Here is a 15,879-nt window from a genome sequence, read left to right as displayed (position 1 = left end):
ATCAGCCTTAACAGCAGGAGTTTATCATCCATGACAGCAGAAATGAGCCTGGACGCGGCACAAGCCCTGATTGGCACAGAAACCGGCACCAGCCAGTGGCACACCATCAGCCAGCAACAGGTCAATCAGTTCGCTGATACCACCGGTGACCATCAGTTTATTCATCTGGACGAAGAGCGCGCCAAGGTGGAGACACCGTTTGGTGGCACCATCGCCCACGGTTATCTGACCCTGTCGCTGCTCAGCATGCTGGGCGCCGAAGCTGGCACGGTGCGTTTGAGCGGCACCAAAATAACCATCAACTATGGTCTGGACAAGGTACGTTTCCTGAACCCGGTGCGCGTCGGCTCCCGTATCCGCGCCCGCTTTGTCATGCACAGCATCACCGAGAAAAATCCGGGCCAATACCTGATCAAGCATCAGGTCACCGTGGAAATAGAAAATCAGGACAAGCCGGCGATGATTGCCGAATCGCTGAGCCTGGCCGTCACCGGCTGATCATCAGTTTCTTTGCCACAACACTTCAGGACAACAACCATGCATACAAAAATTCGAACCACTGCACGAGGATTGATGATTGTGGGACTACTGACGCTTATTTCCTGTGCCGGAGAACGACCGACAACGCTGGGCGTACAAAACAATCAACTGGCAACTTGCCCGGACTCACCTAATTGTGTGTCCAGTTTTGAGCAGCGCGAAAGCCATGCAATTGCCCCCCTGACCGGCAATATCGCCGCAGTGCGCGCCGCGCTTGGCCAGATGCCCCAGGCCGTGATTGTGACCGACGACGGCAATTATATTCACGCCGAATTTACCAGCCGCCTGATGGGGTTTGTGGATGATGTCGAGTTTCTGGCTGACCCCGCGTCAGGCCAGATACACGTGCGTTCGGCCTCACGGCTGGGACACAGCGACCTGGGCGTAAACCGTGAGCGCGTGGAGAGTATTCGCGAGTTGATGGCAGCTGACTGACCGCCCGACACTCAGGGACTGACGGAGCGCCTGTCGGCCATGCCCATGGCCTGACGGGCAAACCAGCCTTTGGCCGGCGGCATCAGATCCATCAGCAACAAACCCAGATTGCGCCCAAGCGCCAACGCGGGCTGTGTATTGGAGAACAGGCGGGTGGTCAGGTCACTGAAGGCAATGGTATTGGCCTGGTCGCCCGACTGTGCTGCCAGAAATGCCTGCAACACATCCATTGAACCGGGGTTCCGGTTGGTTTTATGTGCTGCCACAATCAATTCGGCCAGTGCCCGTGCATCGCGCAGCGCCAGGTTCAGACCCTGACCGGCAACCGGATGCAAGGTATGGGCAGAATTCCCCAGCAAAACAATTCCGGGACGAATCTGCTCTGCCGCCACCGTCAGCGCCAGTGGAAAAAGTGACCGGGCACCTGCATGTGTGATCCGGCCTAGCCGCCAGCCAAATCGTTGCTGCAGGGTCTCGATGAAATCAGCCTCCGGCAATGCCATGATGCGCTGCGCACTGTACTGCTGGCCGGGCTCGTTATCCCCTGATCCGGTATCAGCCAGCGTCCACACCAGCGCGCCACGGTGTTGGCGTTCGCGTCCGCTGCTGTGGTCAGCCAGCGGCAGCACCGCCAACGGGCCGGTATCGGTAAAACGCTCGAAAGCCTGGCCGTGGTGATCCTCAGCGAAAGCGATATTGCAGATCAGGGCCTGCTGGTCATACTGCTTTTTCTGCAACCTGATACCCAGCTGCTGGCACAGACTGGAGCGGCCACCGTCGGCCAATACCAGCAGGCGAGTCTTGATGGAGTCCAGCTCGGCGCCACTAATGGTTAACATGGCACCATCGCTGAGCGGCTGAACCCGTTCGACACTGGCCGGTGACCGCATTGTCAGCTGCCTGCTGTCGCGCAACGCCTGTTGCAAGGCTTGCCCCAAATGACGATTCTCTGCGACGTAGCCCAGCGCTTCGACACCCATCTCGTCACTGTGCAGTCGCGTCGCACCAAAGTGCCCGCGATCCGACACATGGATATCACGAATGGCCGTGACCGCACCGGCCAGGGCCGGCCACAGACCGGCCTGTTCATAGATCAGGCGGCTGCCCCAGGACAAAGCGGTGCTGCGTGCGTCGAAATCATCACCGTCACTGTCATCTGTTTTGGCTACCGGAGCAGCATCCAGCAGCAGAACACGCAGACCGCTGTCCCGCGCCAGGTGCTCGAGCATCAGCGCAAAACTGCCACCGACCAGGCCGCCTCCCGCGATGACGATGTCGTATTCAGGCTTCAGTGTCTTGTCTGTCATGGTCTGTGTCTGCCGTTCCTGTCCGGGCTTATGCCCGCTGGGCCATCAAGCTTTCAATTTCCCCGGTGGTTTTGGGCACCCCATCAGACAATACTTTATTGCCGGTTTTGGTGACCAGTACATCGTCCTCTATCCGGATACCGATACCGCGCCATTTTTTCGCCACTTTGTGGTTGTCGGGCGACACATAAATTCCCGGTTCGACTGTCATCACCATGCCCGGTTCCAGCCGACGGGGTTTGTCGTTGCGTTGATAGCTGCCCACATCATGCACATCAATGCCCAGCCAGTGACCGGCCCGGTGCATGTAAAAGTCACGGTAGGCGCCGGTTTCGATTAATTTGCCCGGGTCGCCTTTCAGCAGCCCCAGCTCAACCAGGCCAGCGGTAATAACCCGTACCGTGACATGGTGAGGCTCATCCCAGGGCACACCGGGACGGGTCACTGCGATAGCCTCGAGCTGAGCCTTGAGCACGATGTCATACAGGGCTTTCTGCTCTTTGCTGAACTGACCGCTGACCGGGAAGGTGCGGGTGATGTCGGCGGCGTAGTAGTCATATTCACAGCCGGCATCGATCAGCACCAGATCACCGTCACGCAAAGGTTCACGGTTTTCGATGTAATGCAGAATGCAGGCGTTGGCGCCGGCAGCGACGATACTGTTGTAGGCTGGCGCACGACTGCCTGACATCATGAATTCATGCAACAGTTCAGCTTCCAGATGGTATTCATGACGGCCTTCGCGCGCAGCCAGCATGGCGCGTTTATGGGCACGGGCGGAAATGTCAGCGGCGGTCTGCATCAGCGCAATCTCGCTTTTGCTTTTGAACAGGCGCATTTCATGCAGCAGCGGATCCAGCATGACAAATTCCTGCGGCGCTCTGGCGCCCATACGTACCCGGCTGCGAATATTCTGCACCCAGCCACTGACACGCTTGTCAAATGCCGGTTCGCGCTCCATACAGTAATACACCCGCTCACAACCATCCATCAGGCTGGGCAGAATCTCATCAATCATACTGATGGGATACGCTTCGTCGAGCAACAAACGGGCTCTGGCCTGTTCCGGCCCGGTCAAAATACCGGTCCAGAGTTCTTTGGTTTTATCCTTGGGCTGACAAAACAGTACAACCTCGCCCTGTTTGCGTCCGGGGATCAGCGCCAGCACCGCGTCATCTTCGGTAAAACCGGTCAGGTAGTAAAAATCGCTGTCCTGTCGGTAGGGGTATTCGGTGTCATTGCTGCGGGTGCGCTGCGGTGCCGCGCTGAGCAGGGCTATGCTTTTCTTGCCCAGTTTGCCCATCAGGGCACGGCGACGCTTTTTCGCCTGCACATAACAATCGGCTGCGGAGGCTTTGTTCACGCCAGCGGCCTGGTCCGGGTGCTGTGATTTACGCTTTGTCATACATTTTCCTGCGATTATGTCTCGTGTTATTGACCGCCCACAGCCAGCTCTCTATAGTAAGGGTCCAGCAACTGAACCGGCCGGCAGGGTCTCCTGCGTACTGACAAGAGTCTCTTGCGTACTTAATCGATATGAACGACGATCAATTCAATACCCTTGATGAAAAAATCAATGCCCTGATCGCATTGTGTGCCGCTATGAAGCAGGAAAACCAGCTGCTGCGCGCCAGTCAGCATAACTGGCAAACGGAACGCCAGCAACTACTGGAGAACAACCGCCAGGCCAGAAGCCGACTGGAATCGGTGCTCAGTCGTCTGAGATCCATGGAACAGTCGCAAGGCGCCTGAGTGTGAACCCCTTATGAGTAATCCACAGCAAGAAGCCAGCACGGTCGTTGTCAAGATCCTTGATCGCGAGTACCAGATCAGCTGCCCGCCTTCAGAACAGGATGCACTGCTCAAATCTGCACGTTACCTTGACGAGAACATGCGAAAAATCAAGGCGCGCGGCACCATTCATGGCCTGGAAAAAGTTTCCGTGATGGCGGCACTGAATATCACTCACGAGCTGCTGCAGAAAAACCGTCAGATCAATGAGGCGCGCCACAGTTCGGCGCAACAGATCAAATATCTGGAAGACAAAATCGAACGGGCATTGCACAGTGCCCGTCAGATCGAGCTGTAAGCCCGCTGCTGCAGCCCCCCTCAGACTGACAGGCGACACTGTTACAAAAAAATTCTCGCTTTTGCTCGATACCCCAAAATAACTTCTATATACTCATTTCATAGTCACCTGGAGTACAGGCCAGCTGAAAATGTTCTTGAGCCGATATCTGTTACTCCGGAGGCTCTTCGCAATGATGTTGTTGAGCATGTCCGCACGACGGAAAGCCTGATACATCGCTGGAGCCACCACCTGAACCTGTGGGTTCAGGACTATTTCGGCAGCGGTACTCTGGGTGGCTTCCACTCGCTGTGATCTTCCAGTTAATCATGCTGGTGCCAACAACCTTCCGATCAACATGCCTGTTTAATGCATGAAGCCTCCATTACCGGATCCACAACAAACGCCAGCCACACTTAACGCTCTGCGCCAGCGCTTGCGTCGCGCCCGGCGACAGCTTTCTGTCAGCCAGCAACGCCATGCCGCCCACGCAGTGACGCGACGGCTATGCCGGGCACCCGCCTGGCAATGCGCACGCCGGATTGCCTTATATCAGGCTATTGATGGAGAAATTGATCCAGGCCAGGCACTGCGCCGCGCCTGGCAGCAAGGCAAAGCCTGCTATTTGCCGGTTTTGCACCCTGTCAAAAAGGACCGCATGCTGTTCGTCCGGATCAGACCGGGCGACCGGCTAAGCTACAACCGCTGGGGTATTCCGGAACCCAGGCCAGGTCTCAGGCACATCGTGTCGCCACGCAGGCTGGACCTGGTGCTGATGCCACTGGTGGGTTTTGATGACGCGGGCAATCGTATCGGTATGGGCAAGGGGTATTATGACCGGACTTTTGCTTTCCGGCGCCGCCAATGCAGCAGACCCACCCTGATCGGGCTGGCTCACGAATGCCAGCAGGTGGCTGAGGGGCTCACGCCGGCAGTCTGGGACGTGGCACTGGATGCCCTGGTAACAGCCAGGCGCTACCATACGGTAAAACAACGTTTACCCGCCCCAAAGGCTCTGTAAGCCCTTGATTTATAACAAGCCGCTTTGTGCTACACCGCTAAGCAGGACACTGAGTCCAAACATAACGACAACGACCATTAGCATATCTGGTTTGCGCTTCATGAGATGTCCGCTACTGTTAACGATCTAATTATTTATTTGTTCCACTTTCCAGTTAATTAAGTCTACTACCTAACAAACTATCAAGATATCTTTGCTAACATGCTGAACAGTAATACAATAATAGGGACTTGACAATCATTCGTTGTAAATATTTTGCAATTTTTGCATTAAATTATCCCCCTTACCTCTATATCGGCACTTGCCCGAAAGCAATATACTGTATATATTTACAGCTCCAAGACGCCCGAAACTCGTTGACCGGCACCGGAGCATGCAGATGAACACAAACGTACCCACAGGCACCACGGCAACCACGCCGGAACACAAGGTCGACCAATTGCTGCAACAAACGCAGGACCTGTGGCGCGGCAACACTCAACAAGCCTCTGCCAGACCCGGCACACAACGTAGTGGTGACTTTTTCCCGGACGACCTTTTTACCTGCGATCCCACGCCATTTGCGGCGGAGACCACGGGCGACGCTGGCCAAAGCACCGGTCATGCAGAGCTGGATGCGCTGCTGCCCTGGGGAGCATGGCCGCAATCGGGGCTTATCGAAGTCGTCAACAAGCAGGCCGGGATTGGCGAATTGCAGCTACTGGCGCCCCTGCTGCGTGAACGCAGCCAGCAACAGACGTCGATCCTCTGGATTGCACCACCCTATCCGCTGCACGGGCCGGCACTGGCCCAGATGGGCGTCAATACCCGCAACAGTTTTGTGGTGCCCGCCCAGACCAGTTGCAACCAGGCTTTGTGGAGTATTGAAAAGGCTCTGCAGTCGGAAGAATGCGGACTGGTGCTGGCATGGCAGAACTGGCTCAGCGCCCGAGTTATCCGCCGCCTGCAACTGGCTGCGCGCGAAGGCAATACCCTGGGAGTTCTGTTTCACCAGCGACCGGCAGCACACTCACCGTCAACACTGCAGTTACAACTGAGCAGCGCGCCAGTCAGTGAAGCCGGTTACCGCAACATGGACGTTCAGGTGCTCAAGGCACGCGGCAGTCACAGACAGGGACGGGTGCGCATTAAACTGCCATGCTAAGCCGCAGGCAGAACCAGCCGTTTGCCCGCACCCCGCGTGGCAGTGCACGCGCAGCCAACAGGCACTCGCCCCAGCCGCAGGTACCACGTAGCCGTGCCGTACGCAGCAAGCGTTCAGGTCTGTGGTATGCGATTTATTTTCCGGAATTGCCGGACATTGCACATTCAGAGACATCTGCCACCTCTCTGGCGGCACAACACTGTCAGAACATCAGTGATTACATAAGCCTCGACGGGGATGATGCACTGGTGCTGGAGGTAAGCAGAAGCCTGCGTTATTTCGGCGGTCTGGCGCGTATCAGACAGAGCATTGAATCCGGTATCGCCTCACACTTGGGACACACCCAATACTTTCAGGCAGTGACTCCCAGCGCCAGCGCCAGCCTGCTGATCGCACGGGCCGGGCAGGAAGCCGCCATCGGCACACCTGAGGACCTGCGCTCACGTCTCGGCAGCATCCCCACCCATACTCTGGCTATTGACCTGCGGGTGCGCAGAAAGCTTGCCCAATGTGGCCTTTTCAATTTAAGGGATATCTGGCGCCTACCATTGACGGAACTGCGTATAAGATTTGGCAGACACTTCAGTGATTACATTGAAAATTGCCTTGGGCTGCGGCCGGAGAGTCGCCCGCGCTGGCAGGCAAAAGCTGAGTATCATGAGTCTTTTGACGCCGATCATGGCCTGCATTCTGTACAACAGATTATATCTGCCTGCGAAAAACTTCTACACCAGCTTGAAGCGTTTCTAAAGAAAAACCACTTGTGCACCGACCGACTGGAGTTCCTGTTTGATTATGGTCACAGGGGACAGGCAACTGACAGCAAATCTGATCAGCACGACAGTATCACCGTCAATGTACGTAAAGCCGGACGCACAGCACGACTATTTTTGCTGTTGCTGGAAACACAGCTGGCGGAAAAAACTTTTGCCGGCGAGGTTTACTCGATCACTCTGCAGGTCAGACACCTTGCTCACTTTCAACCCGAAGGTGGCTATCAGCAAAAACAGCGCACAGCCGCTGACAGGCACGGCTCGCATCTGCTTGATACACTGGCAGCCAAACTGGGCAGCCGTGGTGTGCAGAGATTTTTACTGCAACAGGATTACTGCCCCGAATTTGCGACCCGCATGGTACCTTATCTGACATCCGTGGCAGAGGATGATGTCGGCAGCAGCGACAGCGCTTACACTACCAGCCATAATCCATGCTGGTTGCTGCAGCCGCCCCGCCCGCTGGTCATCCGACATCAACAGTTGCACTATCTTTCTCCGTTGACGTTATTACGCGGTCCGCGGCGCATCGAAACACGCTGGTGGCAGGATCAGGGTATACGACGCGATTATTATGTTGCCGCTAATGCACAGGGGCTGCTGCTTTGGATCTACCAGGATCTGGCGCGCAACTCATCAACGCAGCCGCGGCAGCATGACTGGTACCTGCACGGTTTTTTCGGATAAGGTTGGGGATGGTATGTGACCTGTCCGGCCGACGTCCCATGGACTGCTATAGCGCGGACTGCCAGAGCTCTTCCATGTAGGGAAAATTCCAGTTTTCAAAATGCTCCCGCCCCTCAATACCGTCTTCCAGACCAGGCAAGGCAAGATCAATCAGGCTTTGCGGCAAAGGCATACTGGAACGAATTGAGAAAAATACTTTGACCTTGGGTTTTAGCAGATATTTTTCGTTTTGCTCGACAACCACAGCAAGGCGCTGACTCTTCAGCCGCACCAGCGACCCTATCGGATAAATGCCCACCACCTTGACAAATAGCTGGAACAGGGCAGGGTCAAAATGGCCTTTCCACTGCGCCATTCTCTGCAGCGACTCCGCCGGCCCCCAGCCCTTTTTGTAAGGTCGGTTAGAGGTGATCGCATCATACACATCACAGATTGCACCCATGCGGGCATAGGTACTGATGTGATCGCTCTTCAGACCATGGGGGTAACCACTGCCATCGTATTTTTCATGGTGATGCAGACACACATCAATCACCATCGGTGGAATTTCCCCCGCACGCAACAAAATTTCGCGGCCTTTTTCCGGATGTGACTTGACGACCATAAACTCCTCGTCAGTCAACTGGCCGGGTTTGTTAAGAATTGTTTCTGGCACGGCCATTTTACCCACATCATGCAGCAGACCCGAATAACCGGCATCGCGCACCTGCTCTTCCGTCATCTTCATCTCACGCGCCAGCGCAATCATCATGGCGCATACAGCTACGGAATGCATATAGGTATAGTTGTCTGACGTTTTCAGGCGCGCCAGCGTAATCAGAGCCAGGGGATGCCGGGTCACAGACTCCGTGATTTCGTTAACGACTTCTCTGGCTTCAGCCATGGACACAGTATTGCCCATACGCGCTTCACCAAACATTTTCATCACGGCAGATCTGGAACGGTTACACAGTTCACGCGCCCGCTTGAGTTCATTCTGGAAACTGTCCAGCACGACCTTGACTTCGGGTATCACCGTCGGGTCATGATCACCAGGCAGGTCAGCAGCGGCTGGCTCGGCAAGACTTTGGGGTTTTGTCAGTATTGATTTACTTAAGCTTGTATCAATACTGACCTGCGCAATACCCGCGCTTTTTATTTTTGCCAGATCGGCCGGGTCTTCCAGCAAAAAGCTGGTTTTCCAGAACGGGTGACTGAGCCAGGAGCCATGCAATTCATGGATATACATACCCAACTGCAGATCCGAGACCGGTATTTTTTTTATCATGTTTATGGCGCACTGCACATTATTTGTCGTTTCGCGTGTTTGCGCATGATAGCCCCTCGCGATACGTCATGATAGTGCTAGAATGGTTTTTGTTTTCCATCTGAATTTTGTTTTTTGCCAGCGTTTATATCACCACACCATGCCCACTCCGCGAACAGCTGAACACATAGCCACCACCAAAGCCTGGGTTCAGATTCATGTTTGTGTGGTGCTGTGGGGCTTCACTGCCATTCTTGGCAAACTCATTACTCTGGAAGCACTGCCGCTGGTGCTGTGGCGCATGGGCCTGGTTGCCGCAAGTCTGTTTCTGCTACCGGTGGTATGGCGCTCCGTCATGGCCCTGAAGCCGTCATTGGTGCTGGTCTATGCGGGCATCGGCACGCTGGTCGCACTGCACTGGCTGACTTTTTATGGCGCCATCAAACTCTCAAACGCCTCGGTGGCGGTGACCTGTATTGCCACCGTGCCGGTATTCCTGTCGCTGGTCGAGCCGGTACTGGCCGGACGACGTTTTCAGCTAAAGGAGTTGCTGCTCGGTTTGATGGTGCTGCCAGGTATTGTGCTGGTCGTCGGTGGCACGCCTGAAACCATGAACACCGGCATCACCATGGGTATTGTTTCTGCCATGTTCGTGGCGCTGTTTGCCGCTCTCAACAAGCGCTTTATCCTGCGCGCCGATCCGCTTTGTATGACCGCTATCGAGATGGCCTCCGGCTGTGCCTTGCTGGTCGTGGTCGGGCTGGTTGCCGGTTCAGTCAGTGCGCTTACCAGCGTTGCGGGCATTCTTGATACCAGCACGTCGATCTTCGCCGTACCACAGGGCAATGACATGCTCTGGATGGCAGTGCTGGCCTTTGGCTGCACCCTGTTGCCATTTGCCTTGTCGCTGATGGCCCTGCGCCACCTGTCCGCCTATGCCAGTGCACTGGCGGTCAATCTGGAACCCATTTACGCCATTGCACTGGCGGCGCTGCTACTGGGCGAGCAGCAGGAACTGAGCGCACGCTTTTACCTGGGCGCCAGCATTATCATTGCTGTGGTGCTGATATATCCCTGGCTGATGCGGTCACGGTCAGGCAAAGTCGCGTGATGCTACCTGCATCTCACCCAGCCAGTCGCTGAGATCCACCAGAGTCCGGGCCACCACGTGAATGACTCCGTCACTTTGCTGCAGGTAACCGGCAACACCCAACAGGCTGGCCTCATGCACGGGCCGATAATAGGCCTGCAACAACTGCGGCCATACCACCACATTGATAAAACCGCTTTCATCTTCCAGGGTCAGGAAGGTAACGCCGGAGGCAGTTTGCGGACGTTGACGACAGGTCACCAGACCTGCGACTTTGATGTGCCGGCGATCAGGCAGGGCGGGCAAATCATCGGCCCTGAGTACCGCGAAGGCACTCAGGTGTTCACGCCACAGAGCCAGCGGATGCCGGCGCAGCGTCAGGCCGGTGTGGTTGTAATCAGCCATGATGTCCTGCGCTTCACTGGGCCGGGGTAACATCAGATCCAGATTGTCTGTTGGGCGCCGATAGTGCTCACCCAGGGCTGCGAATAACGGTGGCACTTCCTCCACCGCACTGGCATCCCAGAACGCACGGTAGCGATCTGCCGCCAGGTTTCTCAGCGCGTCCCCGGCGGCCAGCGCGTCACGATTCCCCGATGACAACGCGGCTCGACGCACCAGATCAGCAATGCTGGTAAATGGTCCCGCGACCCGCGCCTGCAAAATGGCACTGATGGCATTGCCGGACAGGCCCTTGAGCATGCGCAGGCCCAGCCTCAGCGCATACCGGTGCCCCGCACCTGCGCTACCGGCACCGGTTATGGCCACCGGCTCCAATGTGCAATCCTCTTCGCTGAGCTGCACATCAACCGGCAGCACCTGACCGCCGTGACGCTGGAAATCCTGCACCAGTTGCGAGGGTCCGTAAAACCCCATGGGCTGGCTGTTAAGCAGGGCGCAGACAAAGGCGGCCGGATGATGACACTTCAGCCAGGCCGACACATAGGCCAACAAGGCAAAACTGGCGGAATGTGACTCCGGAAACCCATAGTCGCCAAAACCCTTTATCTGTTGATAAATCTGCAGCGCAAACGTCTCCTCGTAGCCTCGCGCGAGCATACCGCTGATCAATTTCTCCCGAAACGGTTCCAGCCCGCCCTTGCGCTTCCAGGCGGCCATGGCGCGACGCAACTGGTCGGCTTCGCCGCCGCTGAAGCCAGCCGCAACCATCGCAATCTGCATCACCTGCTCCTGAAAAATCGGCACACCCAGGGTTCTTTGCAACACGCCACGCACCGCCTCGCTGGGATAACGCGTCTGCTCCAGTCCCTGTCTGCGTGCCAGATACGGATGCACCATATCGCCCTGAATAGGGCCCGGTCTGACAATAGCAATCTGGATGACCAGGTCATAATAACTGCGTGGGCACAGACGCGGCAGCATGCTCATCTGCGCCCGGGATTCAATCTGAAAAAGACCAACGGTGTCGGCCTTGCAGATCATGTCATAGGTCTGTGCATCTTCTGCCGGCACATCTGCCAGTGCCAGCGGTTGCCCCCGGATGCGACCGACCAGGTCCAGTGCCTTGCGTATTGCGGTTAACATGCCCAGCGCCAGCACATCCACTTTCAACAGGCCCAGTGTTTCCAGATCGTCCTTTTCCCACTGGATAACCGTGCGATCCGGCATGCTGGCGTTCTCGATTGGTACCAGGTGGGACAGTGGCCCTTCGCTGATGACAAAACCGCCCACGTGCTGGGACAGGTGGCGCGGGAAACCGATGATCTGTTGCACAAGAAACACCAGGCGCTTGAGCAACGGTGCCGGCAACGGCACCGGTTCCAGCCACACCGGCTCCCCGTCACTGTCCATGCGCAGGATATCCAGCAAATGCTCAATCTGTTCGCCGCTTAACCCCAACGCCTTGCCCACATCGCGGATGGCACTGCGACGTCGATAACAAATGACTGTCGCCGCCAACGCGGCACGATGGCGGCCGTACTTGTCATAGATGTACTGAATGACCTCCTCGCGGCGCTCATGTTCAAAATCAACATCAATGTCCGGTGGCTCATCGCGCTCTTTCGACAGAAAACGTTCAAACAGCAAATCCAGCCGCGCCGGATCGACGGCGGTGATACCCAGGCAATAACACACTGCCGAATTCGCCGCCGACCCGCGCCCCTGACACAGAATATGACGGCTGCGGGCAAACACCACAATGTCATGTACGGTCAGGAAAAAATGCTCATATCCCAGCTCGGCTATCAGTACCAGCTCCCGGTTGACCATGGTTTTTACCTTGTCAGGCACACCGTGCGGCCAGCGCTGCCGCATGCCTGCTTCAGTGAGCTGGCGCAGCCAGCTCTGTGGCGTTTCCCGTGCCGGCACCAGCTCGCTGGGGTATTCATAACGCAGCTCGGACAGACAGAACTGGCATTGGTCAGCAATACGCAAGGTTTCCTGCAACAGGGACGCCGGGAACAACCGGGCCAGCGTCTGCCGGGTGCGCAGGCTTTGCTGGCCGTTGGCTGGCAGGGCGAAGGCCAGTCCGGACACCGGGGTGCCCAGCCTTATCGCGGTCAGCGTGTCGCGTAACGGGCGCCGCTGCGGATGGTGCATCTGCACACCACCGCTGGCACAGATTGGCAGGCCGGTATGTGCCGCCAGAGCCTGCAATGCGGCCAGCTTTTCCGGATCGTCCGCGCCCAGAAACATTTGTGCGCTTATCCACAACCGGCCCGGAAACAGTCCGGCCAGCCAGTGCAGGTCCGGCGCCAATGTGTTCACAACGTCCGGTACCGACCTCATGTCCTGCTGCCGGGAAAATGCAGGCGGCAACCACAGAGCCAGACAATCGGCACCGTCAAACGCCGCCAGCATTGATCGGGTGAGCCGGTATTCACCTTTGCGGGCAACACGGCGCGCCTCACTGATAAGCGCACACATTTGCCCATAACCACGGCGGCTGCGCGCCAGCAGCACCAGGTGCATGCCATCCTGACAAACCAGTTCAGTGCCAATCAACAGCTTGAAGTTAGCATAAACTTCGCCTGCAGACTTTACTGCGGCATAAGCCCGGACAATACCTGCGACAGAACATTCGTCCGTGATAGCCAGTCCACGGTAGCCCAGTTGCAGGGCACGATTGACCAGTTCCTCGGGAAAAGAGGCACCACGTAGAAAGGAAAAATTACTGATGCAATGCAGCTCGGCATAATCCGGCGCCGCCTCAGGCAGGGAGTTTGTAGCACGCATAAAAAAACACCGGCGAAACGGCTGTATATTTATACAGTGTTTTGCCGGTGTTTTCTACACTCTATACCTCAACAAAAACCGGGACAGGTTTTAGTTGATGGGGGTGATGCCGTCGCCTATGGGTGAGCCGGGCGCACGCAGGTCGCCGAACAACAGCTCTTCCACGAACTCTACACACTTGTATTCCAGCAACTGCATGTTCTCGTCCTGGTGACGGTACAAATGCATGCTGATGGTCCAGGGGCGCTCGTAAACATTGGGATCGTTAACCGTTGCTTGATACTGGATGGTGTTGCGATCCAGCATGGTGTAACGCTCCTGCACGTGCATTTCCCAACCACTGTGGTAGTTGCCGGAACGGTCAAACCAGGTGTCGGGCATCTGACCGGTCACGTCAATCACCAGCGTATCGCCATCCCAGCTACCGTTGTTATGACCCATCCAGCTATCCACCTGCGCTTCCAGCTCCGGACGGTTCATGTGCACGATACGATCGGCACCGGCAAACTGATAGCTGATCAGGGTCGCATCAGGTGCCTGGAAGATCTGGAAAGGATAAGGCTGATAGGTGGCGCGCGGCACACCCGGCAGATAACACTTGGTTGCCGGATCACGTTCCAGCCAGTTAGCCTGGTTTTCTTCTTTCACATCACGCATGCCGGGTTTGTAAGGCAGCATGCCGCCTTCCACCACACCCATGCCCGGCGGTACCGCCAGATGGGCACCGGCAGCCAGTGCTGACAGCTGGCCATGACGCGCTTCATGCGGCTCCAGATCCCAATAGGCAGTATTCATCGACTGCCAGATACCGCTGAAATTGGGCTTGCCATCGGGGGTGCGGGGGATAGCTGTACGTGATTCATCCTGCGCCTGTGAAACGTCCTGCGTCACCCAGAACGCGCTGACGGCAGCGGCTGTCGCCGCTACTGCAAAAAATGTCTTTAATTGTGTTTTCATGAACAACCCTGTTTTTGTCTGTTACCAGACCGGACCCGCCAGGCATTGGAACGATGCTGGCTGGCCCGGTGCATGATTGATAAAGTCTATTCCTGTGACGGGATCACTGCCCCAGACGCATGGCCCGGTTGTTCTCGTGATCCCAGGTGCCATCTTCCACACGCTGCCCGCGCAGGATGTTGATCATGCCGTAGTTGCCTTCATGGCAGGCATATTCGAACATCTCGCCATCGGAGCGGAACATGGGGACCACGCCGGTGATCTTGTCTTCAAAGGCCAGTGGATCTTCGACGGTGAACTCATACTCAACCACACCCTCAGCGGTACGGGTGAACTTCTCGGTCAAGGTCTTGTTGGAGCTAATACCGGTGCCGCGGAAAGTCTGGGTCTTGCTGTTGAAGTTACGGGTTTCCACTACCAGAGTGTCACCTTCCCAGTAACCACGGGAATCGCCGGTCCACTGGGTGATGTTTTCCGGGATGTAATCGCGACCGTCCATCGGCACAATGCGCGATTCGTGGATCATTTCGTTGTAGATGACAAAATGGTCTTCGGTCTGGAACAGCTGTACGTTGTTGTTGTACATGCTGGGCATGAACGGGGGCACCGAGTTGAAGCCCAGCAGACAGCGCTCGGACACACCGCGGTCTTCCGGACCGTCTTTGGCAATACCACCCACGGCAACACGTACCGGACGCTCACCATTGTAGTCCGGACCCAGACCGCCAAAGGCAACCGGAGCACCCTCAACACGGGCCGGCATGCGACCATCTTCCGGATAAGTCAGGATGGAGGTTCTCAGATTCAGATCCTGCGGCATACCCTCTACCCAGAACTGGTTGTAACCACCGACACCACCCTGGGAGGAGTTACCATCACTGGCCGCGGCAGCCTCGGCAGCACGCTGGTCACGGGCAATCACTTCTTCCGGCGTGTAAAACTGACGATCGCCGTAATTACGCGGACGCTCCAGCGGGGTGTTGGAGCTGAAGTTCCACACGCCGCGCAGATCAGGGGTACCCCATTCAGTGCGAGGTGCTTCGAAATCATGATCATCAGCCTGTATGCTGACAGCCGTCAGGGCCAGTGAACCGGCCACTGCAGCCGCAATCGCTGCTGATAGAATAGTCTGTTTTTTCACGTTAATCTCCTCAGAGAGCTTGATTTCAACTTGTTCCTCGGCATTCCCTGCAGTAACAAATTTCCAGAAAATCGGGTAATAGTTGCACAAATTATGGACATCGAAGAGTAATCCAGCCCCTGCTATTATTCAAGCCTATGGCAGGCCAGACCCGATATAAAGACAGTTTTGGGCGTCAGGCCGCTACTCACCACCGGTCAAGGTCAGACCTGCCCGACAGCGGCTCTGATCGTTCCTGCTTTTTAGCCTGTTATACCCTGGGACCTTTGCCG

The 15,879-nt window shown here is 56.4% G+C and carries 14 protein-coding genes and 1 other RNA gene; 9 read left to right on the top strand and 6 right to left on the bottom strand.

Features of this window, described 5'->3' with window-relative positions; all coding sequences use genetic code 11:
- Nucleotides 1-30: 30 nt before the first annotated feature.
- Entirely contained in the window at nt 31-498 is a 468-nt protein-coding gene (locus ENH71_RS06905; RefSeq protein WP_294131596.1) for a MaoC family dehydratase, read from the top strand.
- A 39-nt stretch (nt 499-537) separates the two neighbouring features.
- Nucleotides 538-975, top strand: coding sequence for a DUF1499 domain-containing protein (locus ENH71_RS06900; RefSeq protein ID WP_294131594.1), 438 nt, complete (start codon nt 538-540; stop codon nt 973-975).
- Between the two features lie 11 nt (nt 976-986).
- On the opposite strand, the gene ubiH is transcribed toward ENH71_RS06900, so the two are convergent.
- Nucleotides 987-2,282, bottom strand: a complete 1,296-nt coding sequence (gene ubiH, locus ENH71_RS06895) for a 2-octaprenyl-6-methoxyphenyl hydroxylase (RefSeq protein ID WP_294131591.1) — start codon at nt 2,280-2,282, stop codon at nt 987-989.
- 28 nt (nt 2,283-2,310) lie between these two features.
- Complete coding sequence (pepP, locus tag ENH71_RS06890) at nt 2,311-3,687, bottom strand: Xaa-Pro aminopeptidase (protein WP_294131589.1); 1,377 nt, start codon at nt 3,685-3,687, stop codon at nt 2,311-2,313.
- A 131-nt stretch (nt 3,688-3,818) separates the two neighbouring features.
- On the opposite strand from pepP, the gene ENH71_RS06885 reads away from it, so the two are divergent.
- From ENH71_RS06885 to ENH71_RS06860, 6 genes are all read left to right on the top strand, one after another.
- Nucleotides 3,819-4,034, top strand: a complete 216-nt coding sequence (locus tag ENH71_RS06885) for a TIGR02449 family protein (protein ID WP_294131587.1) — start codon at nt 3,819-3,821, stop codon at nt 4,032-4,034.
- A 13-nt stretch (nt 4,035-4,047) separates the two neighbouring features.
- Nucleotides 4,048-4,371 carry a cell division protein ZapA gene (locus ENH71_RS06880; RefSeq protein ID WP_294131584.1) on the top strand — a complete coding sequence of 108 codons (324 nt, stop codon included), beginning with the start codon at nt 4,048-4,050 and terminating at the stop codon, nt 4,369-4,371.
- Between the two features lie 102 nt (nt 4,372-4,473).
- Nucleotides 4,474-4,652, top strand: a non-coding RNA gene (gene ssrS / locus ENH71_RS06875) — 6S RNA.
- Between the two features lie 71 nt (nt 4,653-4,723).
- Nucleotides 4,724-5,371, top strand: a complete 648-nt coding sequence (locus ENH71_RS06870; RefSeq protein ID WP_294131582.1) for a 5-formyltetrahydrofolate cyclo-ligase — start codon at nt 4,724-4,726, stop codon at nt 5,369-5,371.
- A 379-nt stretch (nt 5,372-5,750) separates the two neighbouring features.
- Entirely contained in the window at nt 5,751-6,515 is a 765-nt protein-coding gene (gene imuA / locus ENH71_RS06865; protein WP_294131581.1) for a translesion DNA synthesis-associated protein ImuA, read from the top strand.
- A complete protein-coding gene (locus ENH71_RS06860) occupies nt 6,509-7,975 on the top strand; it encodes a DNA polymerase Y subunit UmuC family protein (RefSeq protein WP_294131579.1) in 1,467 nt (488 codons plus the stop codon). Before imuA ends, ENH71_RS06860 begins: the two co-directional genes overlap by 7 nt.
- 46 nt (nt 7,976-8,021) lie before the next feature.
- Here ENH71_RS06860 and ENH71_RS06855 read toward each other — a convergent pair whose 3' ends face one another.
- Nucleotides 8,022-9,242, bottom strand: coding sequence for a cyclic di-GMP phosphodiesterase (locus ENH71_RS06855; protein ID WP_294131577.1), 1,221 nt, complete (start codon nt 9,240-9,242; stop codon nt 8,022-8,024).
- 82 nt (nt 9,243-9,324) lie between these two features.
- Here ENH71_RS06855 and ENH71_RS06850 point away from each other — a divergent pair, with 82 nt between their 5' ends.
- Nucleotides 9,325-10,332, top strand: coding sequence for a DMT family transporter (locus tag ENH71_RS06850; protein WP_317622743.1), 1,008 nt, complete (start codon nt 9,325-9,327; stop codon nt 10,330-10,332).
- Here the strand turns inward: ENH71_RS06850 and ENH71_RS06845 are convergent.
- From ENH71_RS06845 to ENH71_RS06835, 3 genes are all read right to left on the bottom strand, one after another.
- A complete protein-coding gene (locus ENH71_RS06845) occupies nt 10,315-13,509 on the bottom strand; it encodes an error-prone DNA polymerase (protein ID WP_294131573.1) in 3,195 nt (1,064 codons plus the stop codon). The two genes, ENH71_RS06850 and ENH71_RS06845, sit on opposite strands and share 18 nt — an antisense overlap.
- A 90-nt stretch (nt 13,510-13,599) precedes the next feature.
- A complete protein-coding gene (locus ENH71_RS06840) occupies nt 13,600-14,466 on the bottom strand; it encodes a hypothetical protein (protein ID WP_294131571.1) in 867 nt (288 codons plus the stop codon).
- Nucleotides 14,467-14,569: 103 nt separating this feature from the next.
- A complete protein-coding gene (locus ENH71_RS06835) occupies nt 14,570-15,607 on the bottom strand; it encodes a hypothetical protein (RefSeq protein ID WP_294131569.1) in 1,038 nt (345 codons plus the stop codon).
- Between the last annotated feature and the right edge of the window lie 272 nt (nt 15,608-15,879).

Source organism: Pseudohongiella sp. (assembly GCF_011050365.1).
GTDB lineage: Bacteria > Pseudomonadota > Gammaproteobacteria > Pseudomonadales > Pseudohongiellaceae > Pseudohongiella.
The sequence above is the reverse complement of the archived record's forward strand: the minus strand, read 5'-3'. Positions and strand labels throughout refer to the sequence as shown.

Coding starts and splice junctions, on each gene's coding strand:
- ENH71_RS06905 (WP_294131596.1), top strand. CDS start 31: ATGACAGCAGAAATGAGCCTGGACGCGGCACAAGCCCTGATTGGCACA.
- ENH71_RS06900 (WP_294131594.1), top strand. CDS start 538: ATGCATACAAAAATTCGAACCACTGCACGAGGATTGATGATTGTGGGA.
- ubiH (WP_294131591.1), bottom strand. CDS start 2,282: ATGACAGACAAGACACTGAAGCCTGAATACGACATCGTCATCGCGGGA.
- pepP (WP_294131589.1), bottom strand. CDS start 3,687: ATGACAAAGCGTAAATCACAGCACCCGGACCAGGCCGCTGGCGTGAAC.
- ENH71_RS06885 (WP_294131587.1), top strand. CDS start 3,819: ATGAACGACGATCAATTCAATACCCTTGATGAAAAAATCAATGCCCTG.
- ENH71_RS06880 (WP_294131584.1), top strand. CDS start 4,048: ATGAGTAATCCACAGCAAGAAGCCAGCACGGTCGTTGTCAAGATCCTT.
- ENH71_RS06870 (WP_294131582.1), top strand. CDS start 4,724: ATGAAGCCTCCATTACCGGATCCACAACAAACGCCAGCCACACTTAAC.
- imuA (WP_294131581.1), top strand. CDS start 5,751: ATGAACACAAACGTACCCACAGGCACCACGGCAACCACGCCGGAACAC.
- ENH71_RS06860 (WP_294131579.1), top strand. CDS start 6,509: ATGCTAAGCCGCAGGCAGAACCAGCCGTTTGCCCGCACCCCGCGTGGC.
- ENH71_RS06855 (WP_294131577.1), bottom strand. CDS start 9,242: ATGATAAAAAAAATACCGGTCTCGGATCTGCAGTTGGGTATGTATATC.
- ENH71_RS06850 (WP_317622743.1), top strand. CDS start 9,325: ATGGTTTTTGTTTTCCATCTGAATTTTGTTTTTTGCCAGCGTTTATAT.
- ENH71_RS06845 (WP_294131573.1), bottom strand. CDS start 13,509: ATGCGTGCTACAAACTCCCTGCCTGAGGCGGCGCCGGATTATGCCGAG.
- ENH71_RS06840 (WP_294131571.1), bottom strand. CDS start 14,466: ATGAAAACACAATTAAAGACATTTTTTGCAGTAGCGGCGACAGCCGCT.